The organism is Rhodanobacter sp. OK091, from assembly GCF_900142825.1.
GTDB lineage: Bacteria > Pseudomonadota > Gammaproteobacteria > Xanthomonadales > Rhodanobacteraceae > Rhodanobacter.
Genome location: NZ_FRCH01000004.1, coordinates 33,141 through 52,858, shown reverse-complemented (window position 1 = coordinate 52,858; position 19,718 = coordinate 33,141). Strand labels below are relative to the sequence as shown.

The following is a 19,718-nucleotide window of genomic DNA, read 5'->3' as shown; positions in this document are numbered from 1 at the left end:
TGGAGCGGCTTCAGCCGCGATCATGGCCGCACCGCGGCCAGGTTCATCGCGATCGTGGTGCCGGTGCACTGATTGGAGCACCGGTCCGTCATCAATGACGTCGACCACCGCCCATGCTGTTTTTCTTGGCTTTGTCGAGCTGGTCAGCGGTCGGCGCCGCCGGCACTTCGCCCGGCTTCAGCGCATTGACCTTGCTGCCCGGCTTCAAGCGGAACTGGCCTTCGGTGACCACTTGTTCACCGACCTTGAGGCCGCTGCTGATCATCACGTGGCTGTCGCCCACTTCGCCGGCGACCACCACCGGCTGCATCTTGACCGTGTGGTCGCCTTGCACCTGATAGACGTAATCGCCATCCGGACCGCGCTGCACCGCCTGCGCCGGAATCACCAGACCACCATCGACCGTACTCACCAGCAGCTGCACGTTGACGAACTGGCCCGGCCACAGCTCGTTCTTGGCGTTCGGGAATTCCGACTTGAGGCGGAACGTGCCGGTGGTGGCATCGATCTGGTTGTCGATCACCTTCAGTACGCCGCCGCTGGCGATCGGATGAGCGTCGGTGCGATCGAGCGCGGTCACCTGCAGCACCGCGCCGGCCTGTGAGGCGGCGGTGCGCACCATGTCGAGGTTCTGCTCGGGCAGGGTGAACATGACGTTGATCGGGTGCAGCTGGGTCAGCGTGACGATCGAAGTGCTGGTGGTGACCACGTTGCCCGGATCCACGCCGCGGATGCCGGCCAAGCCGTCGATCGGCGAGATCACCTTGGTATAGGCCAGCTGTACCTGGGTGTCGCGGATATTGGCCGCGTCGGCCGCCACCGTCGCTTGATACTGGGCCGCGGTGTTGCGCAAGGTGTCCATATCCTGCTTGGAGATGTAACCCTTGGTGATCAGATCCTGGTTGCGCAGCAGATTGCTTTTCGCGGTGTCCAGCAGCGCCTGATCCTGATGCTGCTTCGCCAGTGCCTGGTCATAGGCGGCCTGGTAGGTGCGCGGGTCGATCTGCGCCAGCACCTGGCCTTTCTTGACCGGCTGGCCTTCGGTGAAATCGAGGCTGAGCAACTGACCGCCCACCTGCGGGTTCACGGTGACCGTGTTCAACGCCTGCACCGTCCCCAGCGCGGTCAGATAGACCGGTACGCTCTGCTTGACCACCGGTACCACGGTGACCGGCACGGGTGGCGTCTCATCCTTGCCATCCTTGCCTTTGCCGGCGGTTTGCGCCGAGGTCGAGCCGGCCGGCTTGTGCAACAGGCGAAAACCCACGACGGCCACGATGATCACGGCAATGACGATCAACGCGATCTTCCAAAAACGCGACATGTAAAACTCCTGGACTGAACGGTGCGGTCAACCGGCACTCAACAACGCAGCATGCGTCTCTGATGTGTCTGGCGTTTGTCAGGCCGCGCCGCATGGCACAGCGCACCGGGAAACGCCTCTAGGATGAGAGCATAAGGGCAGTTGAACGAACTTGAACAATGCCGGTTGACACATGCGGGGCATGACCGATGGCATGGCTGACGGCCGTTGCGAAGCCATTTTCGAGCAGCGCGCGGGCCTCGCAGGCCGCTGTGCCGGCATGACAATCTCCCCACGCCGGCCTGAAACTTGCCGCGCGCTTCGTTTATAATCCGCGACTGGTTGCCTTCCGACCCCGATAACCAGGGTCTGGCGGCAAGTGGCATTCGTGTCGTACATCCATCGGTACGACAGTCCGCGCCGGGATGAGTTCGCCAGACCGGTGCAACAGTACAGGCATTCAGGCAGGTCGGAACCGCCATCGTGGCGTTCCGCGCTGCCCACTGACAGGAGTACGTGCGTGAGTGGTCCCATGAGCAAATCCGATCAGAGCGTCTTGCGCCAGTTTTCGGTCATGATCGGCGGTCTGGCGGTACTGACGGTGGTGCTGATCTTCACGGCACTGGCGATTTACGAGCACGAGCCGCAGGAAACCAACCCGGACCAGACGGCCAAGGTCACCGCGCGGATCGCGCCGGCCGGCGCCGTCTACGCCGGCAACACCGGTCGCGCCGCGATGCAGGCTGCCGCCGATGCCGCCGCCAAGGCCGCGGCCTCACAGGTCGCTTACGGCGGCACCACCGACGGCAAGGCGATCTTCGATCACCTGTGCACCAGCTGCCACACCTCCGGCGTTGCCGGCGCACCCAAGGTGGGCGACAAGTCCAACTGGGGTCCGCGCATCGCCCAGGGCCTGGATACGCTGGTCAAGCACGCGACCGACGGCTACAAGGGTCCGGACGGCAACATGATGCCCGCCAAGGGCGGCAACCCCGCGCTCACCGACGAGCAGGTGAAGAACGCCGTGCACTGGATCGTCGACCAGGCCAAGTAAGCCAGCTTCAATGAAGCAACAACAAACGCCGCCCAACTGGGCGGCGTTTTCGTTTGCCCCTTCTCCCCTCAGGGGAAAAGGTTGGGATGAGGGGCAGGTGCTCTCGCAACACCCCAATCACCTCACTGCCCCTCAACCCAATCCCGCGCAAACGCCTGCAACTGCGGAAAGAACGCGTCGAAGCGCTCCTGCAGCGCAACCTCCCGCCGCACCAGCACCGGCAACGCCGAATCCAGCGGATTGGCCCGACTCAAGCGTTGCCCGATCCCCGCCAGAGCACGTCCCAATATCGCGCGATCGGCATAGCCGGCCGGCAGCCCATGCGCTTCCATATAGCCACGGAAGCGCCGCAGCTCCGGCGGCAGCAATGCATCGTGCCGGTGCAGCAACCCACGCAACGCCTCGGAACTATCGTCCAGCGGCTGCGCACTCCAGCGCGGAAAATCCCGCGCCAGACAGTGATCGAACCACATATCCAGCAGGATGCCGGCGTAACGCCGATACGGTGGCGGCAGCAGCGCCTTGGCTGCCAGTACCTCGGGATGGGCATCGGTATATACGTCGATCGCACGGTGCAGGCGGATGCCGGTGATCACCCGCGGCGGCAGCAGCTGCGGATCGGGCTGGCCGTGCACGAAGTCGCCCAGCATACCGCCCAGCTGCAACCACTCGTCGTCGCCCGCGAGCAGCGCGTGCGCCAGATGGTTCATCGACGCCACCCGCGGCGGCGAATCGCGGCGGCGGTTATCATCATGCGCATGAATCCCACCGAGCTCCCCGCCGACCCTGCCAGCTTTCCTGATGTCGCCGCCAGTTTCATGCTCGACGGCCCCACCGGCAAGCTCGAAACCATCAGCGATGTCGCCGAACCGGCCTGCGCACGCCGCGGCGTCGCGGTGGTCTGCCACCCGAACCCGGCGCAGGGCGGCACCATGCACAACAAAGTGGTGACGATGGTCGAGCGCGCACTGCGCGAATCCGGGCTGGACACCGTGCGTTTCAACTTCCGCGGCACCGGCGCCTCCACCGGCGTCTATGACAACGGTAACGGCGAGGGCGACGACCTCGCCGCCGTGGTCGCCTGGGTGCGCCGCACGCGGCCGGACGATGCGCTCTGGCTGGCTGGCTTCTCGTTCGGCAGCTACGTCACGATCCGCAACGCCGCCCGGTTGCAAGCCGAGGCCTTGATCAGCATCGCCCCGCCAGCCGGCCGCTGGTCGTTCGAATCGATCGCCCCGCCCGGCTGCCCGTGGCTGGTGGTGATGGGCGAGGAAGACGAAGTGGTCGAACCGCAGGCCGTCTTCGACTGGATCGACAGCCTCGCGGTACCGCCGGAACTGGTGCGCATGCCGGAAACCGGCCACTTCTTCCATCGCCGGCTGATGGATCTGCGAGGTGCCGTGAAACACGCCGTGCTCGACTGGCTGCCGCCACCACGCCAACCGTGAGGCAGGTCGTCCCCGCATCAACTGCTCGTCCATCCATCCCATCCAAGACGCCGTTCCATGAGTGAAACCCCACCGCTTGCGCCCAGTGCGCGCTATCTGGAAGGCGTCGCCGCGCATCGCTGGGAGGCCGACCCGACGCAGCTGGCGCTGCTGCCCGAGTTCGACCGCATGCACGCGGCACTGTGCGTCCAGCCCGACATAGGCAACGGCAACGGCTTGTTCGGACGACTGAAATCCCTGCTCGGCAACGAGTCCACCGAAGCGGTGCCCGGCCTGTACCTGTGGGGCACGGTCGGCCGCGGCAAGACCTTTCTGATGGATCTGTTCGCAGCCAGCCTGCCGCATGGTGTCGTGCTGCGCCGGCACTTCCACCGCTTCATGGGCGAGGTGCACGAGAGCCTGCGCGCGCTGGGCGAGCGGCAGAATCCGCTGATCGACGTGGCGGCCGGACTCGCTTCGCGCTGCCGCGTGCTGTGCCTGGACGAGTTCCTGGTCAACGACATCGGCGACGCGATGATCCTGGCCAACCTGCTCGATGCGCTGTTCGCGCGTGGCGTCATCCTGGTCACCACCTCCAACACCGCACCGGCGAACCTGTACAAGGACGGCCTGCAGCGCGCGCGCTTCCTGCCCGCGATCGCGCTGATCGAACGGCGCTGCCACGTGGTCGAAATGGCCTCGTCGCGCGACTGGCGCCTGCGCGCGCTGACGCAGGCGCCGGTGTATCTCACGCCTCCCGGTGCCGAGGCGCACCGCGCACTCGAGCGCATCTTCGCCAGCCAGGCCGGCGGCGCCGTGCAACAGAACGGCGTGCTGCACATCAACGGCCGCGACATTCCCTATCTCAAGCGCGCCGACAATATCCTCTGGTTCGACTTCGCCGCGCTATGCGAAGGCCCGCGCGCCGTGGCCGACTACATCGCGCTGGCCAAGGCCGGCCCGGCGATCATCATCGCCAACGTGCCGCAGTTCAGCATCTACAGCGAAGACGCGGCAAAGCGCTTCGTGCAATTGGTCGATGAGTTCTACGACCGTCACGTGAAGCTGGTGCTGTCCGCCGCTGCACCGATCACCGAGCTGTACGACGGCGAACGCCTGCGTGCCGAATTCGGCCGCACCGAATCGCGCCTGATCGAGATGCAGAGCGAGGAGTATCTGGCGTTGGAGCACCGGGCGGATTGACCGCACAGAACCGGCGGAAGGTACGCTCAGGCGTACCTTCCGCCGAAGTACCTCAATGCTTGGCGTGCTTGCAGAAAGCGAACAGGTCGTGCATCGGGTTAGGAGCATTGTCGCCGGTGGTCAGCAGCACATTCACGCTGAGGTCGACGAAGTAAGCGCAATCCGGCAGGCCGGCCAGGGTCCAGCCATTGGGTGTCGCCGTGCCGAACATATTCCCCGCCGTGCTACTCCCATCCGGGACGAGCGTGAACGCATACGGTCCGCCGGGGCCGGTCAGCGTGAGGGTGACGCCGTTCGGATCGAGGTTTGGATGCGCTGCCGTGAACGCCACCGTCAAGCTGTTCGTGATCTCGGCGCAGCCGGCAGGGATCAGTTCCTGGATTCCGACCGAGCATACCGCCAGTTCGTTCGCGCCCACATACCCATCCCAATAAGTATGGTGCGCCACGTTGCTGTAAAGCGTGTTGTCGATCGCGACATGGATGCAGGTGCCCGCATCGCTGCCATCGCCGAGATCGCCCACATTGCGCAAACGCATGCGGATGCCGTAGTACTTGTCGCTGGCCAACGGCGTATTCGCGCTGGCGTCCGCCATCACCCCGGTTTCGTCCTGCGGCGGCCAGCCCTGCAGCGACGTCGAGATCAGTTCGATCAGATCCGAACCCGGTACGAACTCCACGCCCGGAGCCGGGAACATCAGCGGCACGCTGATCCAGCCGTCAGCGGACGGCGTGATGTTCAGCACGTGCGGATTCGGAGCTGGGTTGTTCACCCATACCTCCTTGAAGAACGGCGGGAACGGCAGCGTGAGCGAACCGATATTGGTCTTCGCGATCTGCGCCGGCAGAACCGGCGTCCAGGTTCCCAGGGCGGTGCCGGCGGCATCGGTCGGCACCGTCTCGAAGCGGTACTCAATCTGGGGGGCGCCGTCGACCATGGCATAGCCACCGTTGAGGCGCATGGTGCTGTAGAAAGCGCGGTGGTCATTGGTCAAACCGCTGCCGCCGATGCCGCTGGCCACGTCGAAGCTGTAGTAATAGGCCCCGATCTTGGTGAAGATCGCGGTAGACCGCGGCGGGCATACGCAGATGCAGAACTCCTCGCAGACCCAGGAGCAGATCCATTTGCACAGCTGGATGCAGTAACGCTCGTAGCCAAGCCGTTTCAACTCGGCGGCGAACTGCTCGCCATTGGCGGTGCGCACCGCGTCAGCCAGCGTAGCGATGCTCTCCGTTTGCGTCGCGAGCTTGCCGACAGCCTGGGCGAAAGCGTAAACCTCGTCCCTGACTTCGGCGGGCGGGAGCAGCGTGAACGAGCGACAGATCGTCAGGCATACCAGTACGCAGCGCCACGTGCAGTACCACTCGCAAATGATGTGGCAACCGCCCTGGTCTGACCTGCCTGCAATGATCTTGCGCAATCCCAGGCAATCGCCTGCGCGAGCCGCCGTGGCCGCGGCCTCGAGCGTATCGCCTTCGGCTGCCAACTTGGCGATGACGGCGGCGGCGGCGCGGACAGTTTCGACTTGCGTCGGCACTTCGACCGGCCCCGATGAGCAGACGATCCGGCAGACGCGCTCGGAAAGCACCGTGCAGAACCACGAGCACACGTAGTGGCAGATGTCCTTGAACTCGAGTTGCGCCACCACGGCAGCGAAGTCATCCGCATCCTGCCGCTCGACTCCTTCGATGACACTCTGCAGCAACGCGTCGTCGCTGGCGATCTTTCCGATGACTTCAGCCAGTCGGCGGATATTGGCAGGCTTCTGTGTGTCGATCGACGCGGGCCCGCACAGCCTCATGCAGGTAATGACGCACCATTTGGTACGTATCCAATGACAGATGAGCTCGCATCGGTCGACGAGCCTTTGTCGTTCCAGTACATAGCGGAAGCCGCCGGCGTCCGCTTCGAGATAAGCATCCAGGGCAGCATCGAAAGCACCTCTGTCCATGGACAGCGTCGCGATCGCAGCCGCCTGATCGGCAAGCTTGCGGGTGGTTGATTGGTTCGTTTGGTCGCTCATGAGAAATCTCCATTCAAGGCACAGCCCAGCCGGGGCTTCGTCGGTCGCATGGATGACGTAAGTGCGCGAATTGCCGATCGCTTGATCGTCTCGACCAGATGACCCGATACCTTGGTCACATCGCCAGGTAAAGGTCGGCCTGCCGCACGGAGCGGTGCCGCCACTAAGCGCAGGGACTCTCCATGCTCTCCTTGCTTCATCGTTCCCTGCACCCGTGATCGGTGTGCGCAGCGGCGATGATGGCGACGACTCTAGGTAGCCTTGCCAATGAATGAAATAACCATGACGACTTAGACTCTATGGGTCACCACGCATGGCTCACCAAGCTCTACAACGGCAAATGCCTACGCTCTACGAAGGCAAACGCCTACGCCGAATGCGCTCGCATCGAGTCGCGCCCGATCGACATGCAGAGCGAGGAATATTTGGCCGGCACACCGGGCCGAATGAGCCGCTGCGGCTGAACTGCTAATGTGGCCGCTTGGCGTGCCTGCTACCCATCACTGACGGAACTGCCCATGTCCACTCTTCTCGCTCTTGTCCTGCTGCTGGGCGCTCCGCAGGGAACCTCCGGCGACAGCTTCGCCGCGCGTGTGATGCAGGGCAAACTGGTCGAGGCGGGCAGCACCGGTCCTGCTTATCAGAAGCAGTTGTGGGAACGCATCAACGATCCGTTCGCCGCCGCCCTGAAGGCCTGCATCGTCAGCAATACACCTGCGGACAAGTCGCCGTTCACCGTGGTCGCCGACGTTTCGCCGGACGGCAAGCCACGCCGGATCGACGCGCAACCGGCCACGCCGGTCGCCAACTGTCTCGTCGCCAGCCTGGGCAAGATGACGCTGCCGGCCCCGCCGAAGTTGCCGGACAGCGCCACCTATCCGATCGAGATCGATGTGAGCATCGTGCCGTGAATCATGCGCCGGCATTCGCGTGCGGCTCTCTGATGCGACGACGATATGTTGGCCGGCTCGCGACCTCGATTCTTACGCCGCCGTCGTGCCCGGATGCGTCCGCTGGAAACGGCGGTGATGGATCAGCAGGCCGCTGAAATACACGATGTAGTAACCGACATACAAGCCCAGTACCAGCATGGTCAGCGGGCTGGACGTGTAGCCCATCGGTTGCCCCGAATAATCGGTCATCGGGCCGGAGGCTGCCGTCGACGCCTGCTGCAGCTGCGGCCACAGCGCCATCATGCGCCAGGCCAGACGGCCGAGCACCAGCACGGTGAGCAGCGCGCCGATCCAGGAATTCGGCACGTAGCAGTCGCCCTTGAGCGGGTCCACTTCGAAACGGGTGAGCCGCAGGCCGAGCAGACCGATCGCACCGCCGATCAACGCGCCACCGAGCAGCCCTTCGGCCAGCTCGATCTTGTGCAGGCCGCTGAGCGCGAGCACGCCGCCAAGGATGGAGAAAACCACGATGCGGAAGATCATCCGCTTGCGCTGGATCGGCTGCCGGCCGAACTGGCGGCTCACCCGCCGCCACACCATCCAGGCCAGCAGCGGCAACATGATCAGGTAATTGGTCAGATGGGCAGGCATCGGCATCGTCACGTGGTGAACTGAAGGCAGCTTAGTCGGCTGGCCGGCCTATGACGACTGACGTTTGTCACCCTTCGGGTCGGAAATCTCGCCATCTGCCGGCGAGATGACCAGCCATACGCCCCCGCGTGCTACTTCGCCTTGCCCTGATTGGCCACCGCGGCCATCTTCGCCGCGATCGCGTCGGCATCGCCGAGATAATAGTGGCGCAACGGCTTGAGCTTCTCGTCGAACTCGTACACCAGCGGCACGCCGTTGGGAATGTTCAACTCGATGATGGCTTCGTCGGATATATCGTCCAGATATTTCACCAGCGCCCGCAGCGAATTGCCGTGCGCAGCCACCAGTACGCGCTGGCCGGCGCGGATCGCGGGCGCCAGCACTTCATGCCAGTACGGCAGCACGCGGGCCACGGTGTCTTTCAGGCATTCGGTGTCGGGAATCTCTTTCGGATCCAGCGTGGCGTAACGCGGATCGTGCACCGAATCGTTGGCGCTGCGCTCCAGCGGCGGCGGCGGGATGTCGTAGCTGCGACGCCAGATCTTGACCTGATCCTCGCCGTACTTCGCCGCCGTCTCCGCCTTGTTGAGGCCGGTCAGCGCGCCGTAATGGCGCTCGTTGAGGCGCCAGTCGGTGAGTACCGGCAGCCACATCAGATCCATCGCATCCTGCACGCCCCACAGCGTGCGCACGGCACGCTTGAGCACCGAGGTATGCGCCACGTCGAACGCGAAACCCTCGGCCTGCAGCAACCGCCCGGCTTCCTGCGCCTCGGCCATGCCAAGCGCGGTGAGGTCGACGTCGGCCCAGCCGCTGAAGCGGTTGTCGAGGTTCCACTGGGATTGGCCGTGACGGATCAGTACGAGCTTGTGCATGGGCGCGCTCAAAAGGATGAGGTAAATCGGGAATGGTGCAGGCCAGCCCCGGCATCGTCAAATGCGGCCCCTGCCACAGGTCATGCTAAACCCGTTGCCCGGACGGAGCATCCTAAGCGCACTACCACCCAAATACGGAGATTGCCATGCGTCGTTCCCCGACGGTTCTCATTTTCGCCGCACTCGCGCTGGGCCTGCCGCTGCTGGCAACCGCCTACGGCAACGATATCGACAAGGTCAACGGCACGGTGCAGGTCGAAGCCGGCCAGCAGGTCGGCGACGTCAGCACGGTCAACGGCTCGGTACATATCGCCGGCGGCGCCGTCGTGCACAAGGCCAGTACCGTCAACGGCGCGGTCGATCTGGGCGACAAGTCGCAGGCCAGCGAGCTCGGCACGGTCAACGGTGCAGTCAGCATGGGCAGTGCCAGCCGGGTCAGCGGCGAAGTGAACACGGTCAACGGCAGCATCCACCTGGCGCAGGGCGCCGATGTCGGCGGCAAGCTCGGCAACGTCAACGGCGGGATCGTGCTGGACAATGCCCATGTTGCCGGCGGGATCGAGACGGTCGGCGGTGACATCACCGTCGGTGCCAATTCGCACGTCGAAGGCGGCATCCTGGTCGACAAGCCCGGTGGCTGGTTCCACAACAACAGCCGCACGCCGGTGGTGGTGATCGGCCCGCACGCGGTGGTGCAGGGCACGCTGGAATTTCGTCGCGAGGTGGTGCTGAAGGTCAGCGACAGCGCGCAGATCGGCACCGTCAAAGGTGCCACGCCGGTGAAGTTCAGCGGCGCGACGCCGTAAGACGAATGTCCCTGTAGGAGCCCGCTCGCGGGAGATGCTCTTAAAAGCATCGCCCGCGAGCGGGCTCCTACAACAACGACAGCCAGTCGCGAGGCTTCAGGTAGTCGGCCAGCTTCGCTTCGGCCGAGCCTGCTTCGGGCGTATACGCATATTCGAAGCGCACCCGCGGCGGCAGGCTCATCAGGATCGACTCGGTGCGGCCACCGGATTGCAGGCCGAACAGCGTGCCGCGGTCGTAGACCAGATTGAACTCGACGTAGCGGCCACGCCGGTACAGTTGGAACTCGCGTTCGCGTTCGCCGTACGGCGCATCCTTGCGACGTTCGGCGATCGGCAGATATGCGTCGAGGAAGCCCTCGCCCACCGCGCGGGTGAACGCGAAGCAGCGCTCGAATCCGCCCTCGTTGAGATCGTCGTAGAACAGGCCGCCGACGCCGCGCGTCTCGTTGCGGTGTTTCAGATAGAAATATTCGTCGCACCACCGCTTGTAGCGCGGATAGACGTCCGCGCCGAACGGCTCGCACAGATCGCGCGCCACCGTATGCCAATGCACCACATCCGAATCCACCGGATAGAACGGGGTCAGATCGAAGCCGCCGCCGAACCACCACACCGGTTCGACGCCTTCCTTGCTGGCTTCGAAGTAACGTACGTTCGCATGCGTGGTCGGCACATGCGGATTCTTCGGATGCAGCACCAGCGAGACGCCGGTGGCGATGAAACTGCCACCGGCCAGCTCGGGCCGGTGCGCGGTGGCGCTGGGCGGCAGCTGGTTGCCGCTGACCCGCGAGAAGTTGACGCCGGCCTGTTCGAACACCGCGCCATCGCGCAGCACGCGGGTACGTCCACCACCGCCGGCCGGGCGCTGCCACGCGTCCTCCTCGAAGCGAGCGCTGCCATCGATCTGCTCGATCGCGGCACAGATGCGATCCTGCAATCCGCGCAAAAAGGTTTCGGCAAGATCCGCTTGCTGGCTCATCGTCTGGCTCGTCGGTTCATGGAAGCAAGCTTAGCAAGTGCGTAAGCACGAACGGCTGCGGCGCAGCGTCACGCCGATCCGGGCCGGCTCAACTGATACGCGCATGCATGCGCCGATGGCCGATCAACTGCGCCCAGCGCAGACCCAGGTCGGTCCACATCAGGTAGCTGGCTTCCAGCAGCAGCAGGCCGAGGTAGCGCCCGTGCCTGGGCAGCACCGGTTCGGCGGCCACCGGCAATCCGCTGAAACCGAGCCGGCGCGCCAGCATCAGGCAGCGGGCCAGGTGATAGCGGCTGGTCACCAACGCCACCGGCGGCAGTTCGCCATGGGTCGTCTGCGCCTGCAGCAGGCGCCGCGCATGGCGCAGGTTCTCCAGGGAATCGACCGAATCCTGCTCCAGCTCCACCCACACATCACCGGGCAGGCCATGCTGCTGCAGCCATGCGTGGCCCGCAGAGGCTTCGCTGCCGCGGCCGCCGCTGAAGCCGCCGAGCAGCAGCACATGATCGGTCTGCTGCGCCTGCGCCAGGCTCAGCACGCGGCGCAGGCGCTGCCGATAATCGTGTTCCGGCGCGTCGCGTTCGAGCCGGCGCCCGAATACCAGCGCGATCATCCGCCGCGGCGGCACCAGCGGACTGCGCGCGGCAATCCGGCAGACGTGGATCAGATACGCCAGCCAGACCAGGCCTGCGCTCAACAGCACCGCCAGCACGGTCACCACCGCCGCATGCAGCACATCGCGGTCGCGCAGGTAACGCAGGGAGCTTCGCGATGCAGAGGGATTCGGCGACACGGGGTTCGACGACACGGGGAAATACGGGACGAAAGAGTACGCCAGCTTAGCCCGCTTGCGCGATGTTCGCGGCATGTTCATGCGGCGCTGGCCACGATGCCTGCCCGCCTGTAGGGAACCCGATCGCAGGCTAGGCAAGCTGCCAGGTGGCCGCTAGGCTTTCCCGATGCTTGATGTGATGACACCCCTCGCGATCACCGCACACACCGCTACTTCCGCCATCGGCCGAGGCCGCGCGGCGCATCTCGACGCGCTGCGCGACGCGCGCAGCGGACTGCGGCCGAATGACTTCAGCAGCGCGCCGCTGGCATGCTGGATCGGTCGCGTCGATGGCGCCGAAGACGTCGTGCTGCCCAACGCGCTCAGCGTATGGGCATGCCGCAACAACCAGTTGGCCTGGCTCGGCCTGCATCAGGACGGTTTCCTCGAACACGTACAGGCCGCATGCGCACGTTACGGCGCCGCCCGCATCGCGGTGTTGCTGGGCACCTCCACCGCCAGCATCGGCGCCACCGAAGAGGCATACCGCCGGCTCGATGCCGACGGCGGTTTTGCCGACGATATGCTGCGGCCGGCGATCCACACCCCGCATTCGCTGGCCGCCTTCGTGGCGACTGCGCTGGGGCTGGAAGGGCCGTGCCTGACTGTTTCCACCGCCTGCTCGTCCAGCGCCAAGGTGTTCGCCAATGCCGAGCGGATGATCCGCCTCGGGCTGATCGATGCGGCGGTGGTCGGCGGTGTGGATACCTTGTGCGACAGCGTGCTGTTCGGCTTCAACGCGCTGGAGCTGGTGTCGCCCACGCCGTGCCGGCCGTTCGACGCCGCGCGCGACGGCATCTCGATCGGCGAGGCCGCCGGCTTCGCGTTGCTGGAACGGATAGACAGCGCTCCCGGTGCGCCGCAACTGCTCGGCTACGGCGAAGCCAGTGACGCGCACCATATGTCCACGCCCCATCCGGACGGGCTCGGTGCCGAACTGGCGCTGCGTGATGCGCTGGCCCGTGCCGGCCTCGATGCGAGCCAGGTCGACTATATCAATCTGCACGGCACCGCCAGCCAGAAGAACGATGAAGTGGAAGCCGCGCTGGTCGGCCGCGCCTTTCCGGCTCGCACGCGGGCCAGCTCCACCAAAGGTTTTACCGGCCATACGCTGGGGGCCGCCGGCATCGTCGAGGCCACCATCGCGTTGCTGGCGATCGAGCACGGCCTGATTCCCGGCAACCTTGGCGGCGACACGCCCGATCCGGTGTGCGGCGCGTCCTTTGCCTGGCGCAACGAGCAGCAGCGCGTCGACGTGGCGCTCAGCAACTCGTTCGGCTTCGGCGGCAACAACGCCTGTCTCGCGTTCGCCCGCGCGGGGTTCACTGCATGAGTGCACTGTGCATTTATGTGGAAGGCGTCGGCCTGTGGTCGCCGCAACTGGCTGATTTCGGCGCACTGCAGAGCTTGCTCGGCGGCGCCATGCCCGTGCCGCCGCCGGGTCGACCTGCCGCCGCCACGCTGCCGCCGAACGAACGCCGGCGTGCACCGGAAAGCGTGCTGCTGGCGATTGAAGTGGCTGGGCAAGCCGTGGCGATGAGCGGCCGCGACGCCGCCACGCTGGCCTGCGTATTCGCCTCCTCGCATGGCGACCAGCCGATCACCGATTACATGTGCGCCACGCTGGCGCAGGCACCGGCCGAGCTGTCGCCGATCCGTTTCCACAATTCGGTGCACAACGCGCCGGTCGGTTACTGGACGATCGCCACCGGTTGCCATGCGCCTTCCACGGCGGTAGCCGCGCAGCACGCCAGTTTCGGTGCCGGCCTGCTCGAGGCCGCCAGCCAAGTGCTCGCGGAACAGCGCGCCGTGTTGCTGGTCTGCATCGATACCGCGGGCAGTGGACCGCTGGGCGAGGTCACCGGCTGCCATGAGCCTTTCGGCTGTGCGCTGGTACTGGCGCCGGAACACAGCGGCGCGACACTGGCCCGGCTCGATCTGCAACTGACTCCGGCGTGCCCCGACAGTCCACTGGAAGAGCCGCTGGCCGGCTGGCGCGGCGGCAACCCGTCGGCGGCCAGTCTGCCGCTGATGGCCATGCTGGCCGGCGTACGGAGACGTTGCCAACTGGCGGCTGCCGCTACACTGGGACTGCAGATCGACATGGAGAAAGTCGCTTGAACACCGTTGTCCCACGCTGGTGCGTGCTGATCCCCTGCCTCAACGAGGAAGCCGCGATCCAGTCGGTGGTCGAGTCCGTACTGGCGCTCGGCGTACCAGTGATCGTGATCGACGACGGCTCCGACGACCGCACGCCGGACATCGTCGCCGCGTTGCCGGTGACCCTGTTGCGGCATAGCGAGCGACACGGCAAAGGCGACGCACTGCGCCACGGCTTTCGCGAAGCGCTGCGGCAGGGCTACGAGGCGGTGCTGACAATGGATGGCGACGGCCAGCATCTGGCCAGCGACATCCCGCGCATCGTGGCGGCCGCCGCGCAGTATCCCGGGCACATCGTGATCGGTGCACGCCTGCTCGATCGCGAACAGCAGCCGAAAAGCCGCCGCCGCGCCAATGTAGTTGCCGACTGGGGCATCTCATGGGCCTGCGCGCAACCGGTCGCCGATACCCAGAGCGGCCAGCGCTGGTATCCGCGTGCGGCGCTGGATCTGGTCGACTTGCCGGCGGAGAACTTCGTGTTCGAGGCGGCGATCCTGATCGCCGCCTCACGCGAGAAAAAGCTCGGCGTCGTTTCGGTGCCGATCGCCTCGCGCTACCAGGGCGACTTCCGGCTCAGCCATTTCAATCCGGTCGGCGATGTCACCCGTATCACCCTCTACACGATCGGCCGGGTCTTTCACTACGGCAACGTCCTGGCCAGCCATCGACGGTCGCTCGGCGCGCCGATCATCGTCAACCCCGCGGTGGACTGACGCCATGGGCCACGCGCTGCTGCTGGTGCAGTTGGTGGTGATCCTGCTCACGGCACGAGGGCTGGCCTGGCTGCTGCGCTGGGTCGGCCAGCCGCCGGTGATCGGCGAGATGATCGCCGGCCTCATGCTCGGTCCGCTGGTATTCGGCGCGCTGGCGCCGGCATGGCAGGGCTGGCTGTTCGCGCCCGCCAGCCTGCCGGTGCTGGATGGACTGAGCCAGATCGGCCTGGTGCTTTTCATGTTCATCGTCGGCGCCGAACTGCGCCTGCCCGGCGGCGTGCGACAGACCTTGCGTGCGGCCGGAGCGGTCGGCGGATTCGCGGTACTGCTGCCGGTCGGCCTGGCCGTGCTGATCGCGCCGATGCTGTATGCGCGCTACGCGCCCGCCGGCATCGGGTACTGGCCGTTCGCGCTGTTCATGGCGGCGTCGCTGGCGATCACCGCGATGCCGGTGCTGGCACGCATCCTCAAGGATCGCCATGTCACGCATACACCAGTCGGCCAGCTCGCGCTCACTGCCGCCGCGATGGCCGACGTGCTGGCGTGGATCCTGCTCGCACTCACCGTCGCGCTGATCTCCGCGCACGGCGACTGGGCACCGTTCTGGCGCAGTGTGCTGGGCGTCGGCGTCATGTTGGCACTGTGCTTCGGCGCGCTGCGGCCGCTGTTGCGGCGCTGGCTGGCGCGGCACGCGGCGGATGGTGGGCCGACCGGCGGCGTGCTCGCCGTGCTGCTGATCGGCGCGCTGGGCTGTGCCGCGATGACTGAATGGCTCCATCTGCACGCGGTGTTCGGCGCGTTCGTGTTCGGCCTGTGCCTGCCGCGCGACGATGCGCTGCTGGCCGGGCTGATCGAGCGGCTGGAACATGTCGCGGTGATCGCGTTGATGCCGGTGTTCTTCGCGCTGACCGGTCTCAGTACCAGCGTCGACGCGTTCCAGCGCGAAGCGCTGGGCGCATTTGCACTGATCCTCGCCGTCGCGGTGGCCGGCAAGGTGGTCGGCGGCGCGCTCGGCGCGCGCCTCGGCGGGCACGGCTGGCGCGACAGTTTCGCGGTCGGCTCGCTGATGAATGCGCGCGGCATGATGGAGCTGATCGTGCTGAAGATCGGCCTCGATGCCGGCGTGATCGGCCACGAGATGTTCACCTTGCTGCTGCTGATGGCCATCGTCACCACCTTGATGACCACGCCGATGCTGCTGTACTTCAGCCGTCACCGCCGGGTCGCCACCATGGGGCGTTCAGGCGATCCGGACCGGGACTGACGAGACCGATCAACCCATGCCGCCGTTGACGCCGATCACCTGGCCGTTGATGTAGCCGGCCGCGTCAGAACACAGGAAGGCGACCAGCGCGGCGACTTCCTCCGGTTTGCCGGCACGCTGCGCGGGAACCACCTCGCGGATGCGTTCGGGCGGAAACGCTGCGTCGGCCATGCGCCCTTCGATCACGCCGGGCGCGACCACGTTGACGGTGATTCCGCGCGAGGCCATCTCGCGCGCCAGCGACTTGCTCGCACCATGCAGCGCCGCTTTCGCCGCCGCGTAATTGGTCTGTCCGCGATTGCCCAGCTGCGCCGCCACCGAACTGAGCGAAACGATGCGGCCGAAGCGCGCGCGCGCCATCGGCAACAGCAGCGGCTGGGTGACGTGGAAAAAGCCATGCAGCGAGACGTCGATCACCCGATGCCATTGCTCGTCGCTCATGCCGGCCATCGGCGCATCGTCGTGCACACCGGCGTTGTTGATCACCGCATGGATCGCCCCTTCGGACAGCAACACATCCAGCGCGGCGCGCACCACTTCGGCGTCGGTGACATCGAACGCGATCGCCTGCGCGCTGCCGCCGGCCGCGCGGATCGCCGCCGCTGTTTCCTCGGCCCGGCTCAGGCTCTGGTGGCCATGCACGATCACGTGCCAGCCGGCGACGGCAAGCGCGTGGCAGATGGCGCCGCCAAGCTCGCCGCTGCCGCCGGTGACGAGTGCGCGACGTGAACTCATGATTTCGGACATGGCCGGACTCGCTTGGTGCTCAAGTGGCGGGATGGATGACGGCCGCACGGCCGCTGGCAAGCAGCCGGCCGCGATGCTCGATATGGAACGCATACTGCGCGCCGCCGTCATCGGCGTACAGGCATTCGGCATGGACATCCAGATGGCCGTCCAGCCGATCGATGTATTCCTCGAACAACCGCACGTCGCGCAAGCTGACCAGCCGGCCGGGGCGCACTCCCTCGATGCCGCGCGCGCGCGCCAGCAAGGCACCGTGCACCGCCATCGCCTGCGCGCCGTACTCGGCAAGATGCACTGCGTGCAGGCCTTGCGTGCCACGCAGCGGATGGTCGATACGCAGATGGCCTGCGCTGATCGCGTGGATCGTGTTCGCGTCCCACGCCTGCACGGCATCCAGCAGGCACATCGTGCCGGTGTGCGGAATCAGTGAGGCCCAGTCAGTCTTCGGAAGCATGCGGGGCCATCAGGATCGACAGACAGAAATGGAACGCCACACCGAGGCTTACCGTGAGCCCGATCGCGCGCAGCACTGGAATCGTGGCCCAGGCCAGCATGCCGAACACCAGCAGCGCCGACAACACGCACACGATGGTCGCGTGCAAGGTGCGCCGCTGCTCGGCGGGATCGCCAGTGTCGCGCTCGAAGAACAAGGCGTAATGCAGGCCCAGTCCGCCGGCCAGGATCAGCGCAACCAGGTGGAACAGCGAGATCTCGACGCCGGCCACGCGCTCCGCCGCTAGCACCAGGAACGTCGCCAGAGTCATCGGCGCCAGCACATGCCAGGCGCGGCGCAGGCTGCGCAGCGCGAACGTGATGGTGAGCACCAATAGGACCGCGGCGATCAGCAACGCCTGCAGGATGCGCGTGCGGTAGTCGGCCACCAGCGATTCGGAAGCTGCCTTCAGGTCGAGCAGGCGCACCGTGCCGTTGCTGTTCTCGCCCAACGCTTGCAGCGCGGCCACGTCGTGCACGCCGCTGACCGTACCCAGGCCGAGCCAATGCCCGTCGCGCTGCACCAGCATCGCGGCGAGTCGCTGGCCCAGCGGAGTCTGTGCGTACCGCTCGGGCGTCAGCGGCGGCAGCGCGCGCGCCGCCCGCACATCGTCGAGGAACGGCTGGAACAGATCGGGACGGAACGGCAGGCCTTGCAAGGCTTCGTTCAATGTCTTCTGCAAGGTGGCCGGATCCGGCAGCCGCTGTTGACGCGCGCGCTGCCGCGCCACCGTCGGCAGGTAACGCGACGGCAGCTCCAGCGCATCGACCGCATGTTTCGCCACCAGCGTATCGACTAGCGGCTGCAGCTTTTCCGACAACGCCAGCACGCCTTCTTCGGTGGGCGCCTGCAGCACCAGCAGATAGCGCACATCCGGCGCGCCGAGTGCTTCGCGCAGGCGCGCATCGTGCTGCAGCAGGTCTTGCGGCAACGGCGTCAACGCGGCGAGGTTGTTCTGCCAGAATGGCCGCGGCGCGACGGCCAGCATCAGCACGATCGCCGCCGCCACCAGCAAGGGAATCCAGCGCGGCCGCGGCAGGCGGTCGACAAAGACGCGCGCCCTCGCCAGCCAGCGCATGTCGGCCACGTCGCGGACGCGTCGCGGCAGCAGATGCGGCAGCAGATAACGCGTGCTGAAGCCGGCGACCAGCAGGCCGACGATGGTGAACACCGCCAGCTGCTTCAAACCATTCACGCCCGACGCATAGAACGCCAGATAGGCGATGCAGGCCGAGGCGATAGCGGTCAGCAGCAACGGCCACAGCGCGCGTACGCTCTGCACTGCATCCTCGCCTGCGCGGCGATGGCTGAGCACGCGGATCGGGTACTCCTGCGCCACGCCGAGCAAGGTGAAGCCGAACGCCAAGGTGATTCCGTGCACTTCGGAAAACGCCACGGTCAGCGCCGCGATGCCGGCCAGGGCGGCGCTGGCGATCGGCAGCGCCGACAGCAGCAGCGAACTGAAGCTGCGATACGCCAGCAGCAGCAACGCGATGAATCCCACCGTGGAGATGCGCCCGATCCAGTCGGCCTGATGCCGCGTCTGCGCACCGACCACCACACTGAAATAGCCTGGCCCGCTCAGTTCGAGCTTTGCACCGGCGCTGCCGGGCAACGCGTGGAATGCGCGCTGTATGCCGTCGATCGCCTGCTGCTGCGCGCCCGGATCGAAACCGGCGGCGACCGTCTGCACCAGCAACAAGGCCTCGTTCTGCGGCGAGAACCATACGCCCTCGCGCAGCTCGGGCGACTTTGCCGGCGTCCACAACTCGGCCAGCTTCAGCATTTCCAGCGTGGGATCGCGCGGCAGCAGGCCTTTCAGCAGGCTGGCAGCAGGCGAGGACAAATCATCCAGCCGCTGCTGCAGTTGGTCGGCCAGATACGCCTCGTCCAGCGGCTGCATGTCCAGCGTCGGCGACAGCAGGTAGCGGTACGGCAGCAGGCCGGCGTCCAGCGCGCCGAGGTCGAAGCTGCCGTTGAGTGTCTGGCTGTAGCGCGGGTCCTTCTTCAGCGCCGCGACGAGTCCCTGACTGAGCGCAGCCAGTTGTTCGTCCGATGGACCGACACCGGCCACGGATGGCCCCGTGCCGCGGCCAATCGACAGCAGCAGCAATCGCGACCCCGGCCCCTCACCCACCTGCTCCATCAGCAGGCGTTGATCCGGCGTGGTCGGTGCCGGCATGAAGCTGCGCAGGTCGGTGCTGATCTTCAGGCGCTGGCTGACCGTCCAGCCAAGCCCGGCCAGTGCCAGCAGCCAGGCGATCAGCAGCGTCGCGCGGGCGCCCAGGCGCATGC

19 protein-coding genes are annotated in these 19,718 nt (G+C 66.1%); 9 read left to right on the top strand and 10 right to left on the bottom strand.

Going from position 1 to position 19,718, the window contains the following annotated elements:
* Nucleotides 1-91: 91 nt before the first annotated feature.
* Nucleotides 92-1,324, bottom strand: coding sequence for an efflux RND transporter periplasmic adaptor subunit (locus BUA26_RS16825; protein ID WP_072762050.1), 1,233 nt, complete (start codon nucleotides 1,322-1,324; stop codon nucleotides 92-94).
* Nucleotides 1,325-1,835: 511 nt separating this feature from the next.
* Between BUA26_RS16825 and BUA26_RS16820 the strand changes: the two genes are divergently transcribed.
* Nucleotides 1,836-2,357: a c-type cytochrome gene (locus BUA26_RS16820; RefSeq protein ID WP_072762049.1), complete on the top strand. Its 522-nt coding sequence runs from the start codon at nucleotides 1,836-1,838 to the stop codon at nucleotides 2,355-2,357.
* Nucleotides 2,358-2,479: 122 nt separating this feature from the next.
* On the opposite strand, the gene BUA26_RS16815 is transcribed toward BUA26_RS16820, so the two are convergent.
* Nucleotides 2,480-3,067 carry an acyl carrier protein phosphodiesterase gene (locus tag BUA26_RS16815; RefSeq protein ID WP_072762048.1) on the bottom strand — a complete coding sequence of 196 codons (588 nt, stop codon included), beginning with the start codon at nucleotides 3,065-3,067 and terminating at the stop codon, nucleotides 2,480-2,482.
* A gap of 48 nt (nucleotides 3,068-3,115) precedes the next feature.
* Here BUA26_RS16815 and BUA26_RS16810 point away from each other — a divergent pair, with 48 nt between their 5' ends.
* Both BUA26_RS16810 and zapE read left to right on the top strand, forming a co-directional pair.
* Nucleotides 3,116-3,805 carry an alpha/beta hydrolase gene (locus BUA26_RS16810; protein ID WP_072762047.1) on the top strand — a complete coding sequence of 230 codons (690 nt, stop codon included), beginning with the start codon at nucleotides 3,116-3,118 and terminating at the stop codon, nucleotides 3,803-3,805.
* Nucleotides 3,806-3,862: 57 nt separating this feature from the next.
* The gene (gene zapE, locus BUA26_RS16805; protein WP_072762046.1) at nucleotides 3,863-4,987 is read left to right on the top strand and encodes a cell division protein ZapE; all 1,125 of its coding nucleotides are present in this window, start codon (nucleotides 3,863-3,865) and stop codon (nucleotides 4,985-4,987) included.
* 52 nt (nucleotides 4,988-5,039) lie between these two features.
* Here the strand turns inward: zapE and BUA26_RS16800 are convergent, their stop codons facing one another.
* The gene (locus BUA26_RS16800; RefSeq protein ID WP_143154313.1) at nucleotides 5,040-7,010 is read right to left on the bottom strand and encodes a hypothetical protein; all 1,971 of its coding nucleotides are present in this window, start codon (nucleotides 7,008-7,010) and stop codon (nucleotides 5,040-5,042) included.
* Between the two features lie 518 nt (nucleotides 7,011-7,528).
* Here BUA26_RS16800 and BUA26_RS16795 point away from each other — a divergent pair.
* The gene (locus tag BUA26_RS16795) at nucleotides 7,529-7,921 is read left to right on the top strand and encodes a peptidase C13 (protein WP_072762044.1); all 393 of its coding nucleotides are present in this window, start codon (nucleotides 7,529-7,531) and stop codon (nucleotides 7,919-7,921) included.
* A gap of 72 nt (nucleotides 7,922-7,993) precedes the next feature.
* Here the strand turns inward: BUA26_RS16795 and BUA26_RS16790 are convergent, their stop codons facing one another.
* Both BUA26_RS16790 and gpmA read right to left on the bottom strand, forming a co-directional pair.
* A complete protein-coding gene (locus BUA26_RS16790; protein ID WP_072762242.1) occupies nucleotides 7,994-8,554 on the bottom strand; it encodes a CcdC protein domain-containing protein in 561 nt (186 codons plus the stop codon).
* Nucleotides 8,555-8,685: 131 nt separating this feature from the next.
* Nucleotides 8,686-9,429 carry a 2,3-diphosphoglycerate-dependent phosphoglycerate mutase gene (gene gpmA, locus BUA26_RS16785; RefSeq protein WP_072762043.1) on the bottom strand — a complete coding sequence of 248 codons (744 nt, stop codon included), beginning with the start codon at nucleotides 9,427-9,429 and terminating at the stop codon, nucleotides 8,686-8,688.
* A gap of 146 nt (nucleotides 9,430-9,575) precedes the next feature.
* Between gpmA and BUA26_RS16780 the strand changes: the two genes are divergently transcribed.
* Nucleotides 9,576-10,235, top strand: a complete 660-nt coding sequence (locus BUA26_RS16780; RefSeq protein WP_072762042.1) for a DUF4097 family beta strand repeat-containing protein — start codon at nucleotides 9,576-9,578, stop codon at nucleotides 10,233-10,235.
* A gap of 67 nt (nucleotides 10,236-10,302) precedes the next feature.
* Here BUA26_RS16780 and hemF read toward each other — a convergent pair whose 3' ends face one another.
* Both hemF and BUA26_RS16770 read right to left on the bottom strand, forming a co-directional pair.
* Nucleotides 10,303-11,214 carry an oxygen-dependent coproporphyrinogen oxidase gene (gene hemF, locus BUA26_RS16775; protein ID WP_072762041.1) on the bottom strand — a complete coding sequence of 304 codons (912 nt, stop codon included), beginning with the start codon at nucleotides 11,212-11,214 and terminating at the stop codon, nucleotides 10,303-10,305.
* 88 nt (nucleotides 11,215-11,302) lie between these two features.
* Complete coding sequence (locus BUA26_RS16770; protein WP_255368401.1) at nucleotides 11,303-12,022, bottom strand: YdcF family protein; 720 nt, start codon at nucleotides 12,020-12,022, stop codon at nucleotides 11,303-11,305.
* A gap of 163 nt (nucleotides 12,023-12,185) precedes the next feature.
* On the opposite strand from BUA26_RS16770, the gene BUA26_RS16765 reads away from it, so the two are divergent.
* The 4 genes from BUA26_RS16765 to BUA26_RS16750 are packed head-to-tail and all read left to right on the top strand — an operon-like array spanning nucleotide 12,186 to nucleotide 16,183.
* Nucleotides 12,186-13,379 (top strand): beta-ketoacyl-[acyl-carrier-protein] synthase family protein, encoded by a 1,194-nt coding sequence (locus BUA26_RS16765; protein WP_072762240.1) that lies wholly within the window; start codon nucleotides 12,186-12,188, stop codon nucleotides 13,377-13,379.
* A complete protein-coding gene (locus BUA26_RS16760; RefSeq protein WP_072762040.1) occupies nucleotides 13,376-14,167 on the top strand; it encodes a beta-ketoacyl synthase chain length factor in 792 nt (263 codons plus the stop codon). Before BUA26_RS16765 ends, BUA26_RS16760 begins: the two co-directional genes overlap by 4 nt.
* Nucleotides 14,164-14,919, top strand: coding sequence for a glycosyltransferase family 2 protein (locus BUA26_RS16755; RefSeq protein WP_072762039.1), 756 nt, complete (start codon nucleotides 14,164-14,166; stop codon nucleotides 14,917-14,919). The genes BUA26_RS16760 and BUA26_RS16755 overlap by 4 nt, the downstream gene beginning before the upstream one ends.
* A 4-nt stretch (nucleotides 14,920-14,923) precedes the next feature.
* Nucleotides 14,924-16,183 carry a cation:proton antiporter gene (locus tag BUA26_RS16750; RefSeq protein ID WP_072762038.1) on the top strand — a complete coding sequence of 420 codons (1,260 nt, stop codon included), beginning with the start codon at nucleotides 14,924-14,926 and terminating at the stop codon, nucleotides 16,181-16,183.
* A 9-nt stretch (nucleotides 16,184-16,192) separates the two neighbouring features.
* Here BUA26_RS16750 and fabG read toward each other — a convergent pair whose 3' ends face one another.
* The 3 genes from fabG to BUA26_RS16735 are packed head-to-tail and all read right to left on the bottom strand — an operon-like array spanning nucleotide 16,193 to nucleotide 19,716.
* Nucleotides 16,193-16,930 (bottom strand): 3-oxoacyl-ACP reductase FabG, encoded by a 738-nt coding sequence (gene fabG, locus BUA26_RS16745; protein WP_072762037.1) that lies wholly within the window; start codon nucleotides 16,928-16,930, stop codon nucleotides 16,193-16,195.
* A gap of 19 nt (nucleotides 16,931-16,949) precedes the next feature.
* Nucleotides 16,950-17,384, bottom strand: a complete 435-nt coding sequence (locus BUA26_RS16740; RefSeq protein ID WP_072762036.1) for a hotdog family protein — start codon at nucleotides 17,382-17,384, stop codon at nucleotides 16,950-16,952.
* On the bottom strand, nucleotides 17,368-19,716 hold the full coding sequence (locus BUA26_RS16735) for an MMPL family transporter (RefSeq protein WP_178368618.1): 2,349 nt from the start codon (nucleotides 19,714-19,716) through the stop codon (nucleotides 17,368-17,370). The genes BUA26_RS16740 and BUA26_RS16735 overlap by 17 nt, the downstream gene beginning before the upstream one ends.
* Nucleotides 19,717-19,718 lie beyond the last annotated feature (2 nt).

Coding starts and splice junctions, on each gene's coding strand:
- BUA26_RS16825 (WP_072762050.1), bottom strand. CDS start 1,324: ATGTCGCGTTTTTGGAAGATCGCGTTGATCGTCATTGCCGTGATCATC.
- BUA26_RS16820 (WP_072762049.1), top strand. CDS start 1,836: ATGAGCAAATCCGATCAGAGCGTCTTGCGCCAGTTTTCGGTCATGATC.
- BUA26_RS16815 (WP_072762048.1), bottom strand. CDS start 3,067: ATGAACCATCTGGCGCACGCGCTGCTCGCGGGCGACGACGAGTGGTTG.
- BUA26_RS16810 (WP_072762047.1), top strand. CDS start 3,116: ATGAATCCCACCGAGCTCCCCGCCGACCCTGCCAGCTTTCCTGATGTC.
- zapE (WP_072762046.1), top strand. CDS start 3,863: ATGAGTGAAACCCCACCGCTTGCGCCCAGTGCGCGCTATCTGGAAGGC.
- BUA26_RS16800 (WP_143154313.1), bottom strand. CDS start 7,010: ATGAGCGACCAAACGAACCAATCAACCACCCGCAAGCTTGCCGATCAG.
- BUA26_RS16795 (WP_072762044.1), top strand. CDS start 7,529: ATGTCCACTCTTCTCGCTCTTGTCCTGCTGCTGGGCGCTCCGCAGGGA.
- BUA26_RS16790 (WP_072762242.1), bottom strand. CDS start 8,554: ATGCCTGCCCATCTGACCAATTACCTGATCATGTTGCCGCTGCTGGCC.
- gpmA (WP_072762043.1), bottom strand. CDS start 9,429: ATGCACAAGCTCGTACTGATCCGTCACGGCCAATCCCAGTGGAACCTC.
- BUA26_RS16780 (WP_072762042.1), top strand. CDS start 9,576: ATGCGTCGTTCCCCGACGGTTCTCATTTTCGCCGCACTCGCGCTGGGC.
- hemF (WP_072762041.1), bottom strand. CDS start 11,214: ATGAGCCAGCAAGCGGATCTTGCCGAAACCTTTTTGCGCGGATTGCAG.
- BUA26_RS16765 (WP_072762240.1), top strand. CDS start 12,186: ATGACACCCCTCGCGATCACCGCACACACCGCTACTTCCGCCATCGGC.
- BUA26_RS16760 (WP_072762040.1), top strand. CDS start 13,376: ATGAGTGCACTGTGCATTTATGTGGAAGGCGTCGGCCTGTGGTCGCCG.
- BUA26_RS16750 (WP_072762038.1), top strand. CDS start 14,924: ATGGGCCACGCGCTGCTGCTGGTGCAGTTGGTGGTGATCCTGCTCACG.
- fabG (WP_072762037.1), bottom strand. CDS start 16,930: ATGTCCGAAATCATGAGTTCACGTCGCGCACTCGTCACCGGCGGCAGC.
- BUA26_RS16740 (WP_072762036.1), bottom strand. CDS start 17,384: ATGCTTCCGAAGACTGACTGGGCCTCACTGATTCCGCACACCGGCACG.
- BUA26_RS16735 (WP_178368618.1), bottom strand. CDS start 19,716: ATGCGCCTGGGCGCCCGCGCGACGCTGCTGATCGCCTGGCTGCTGGCA.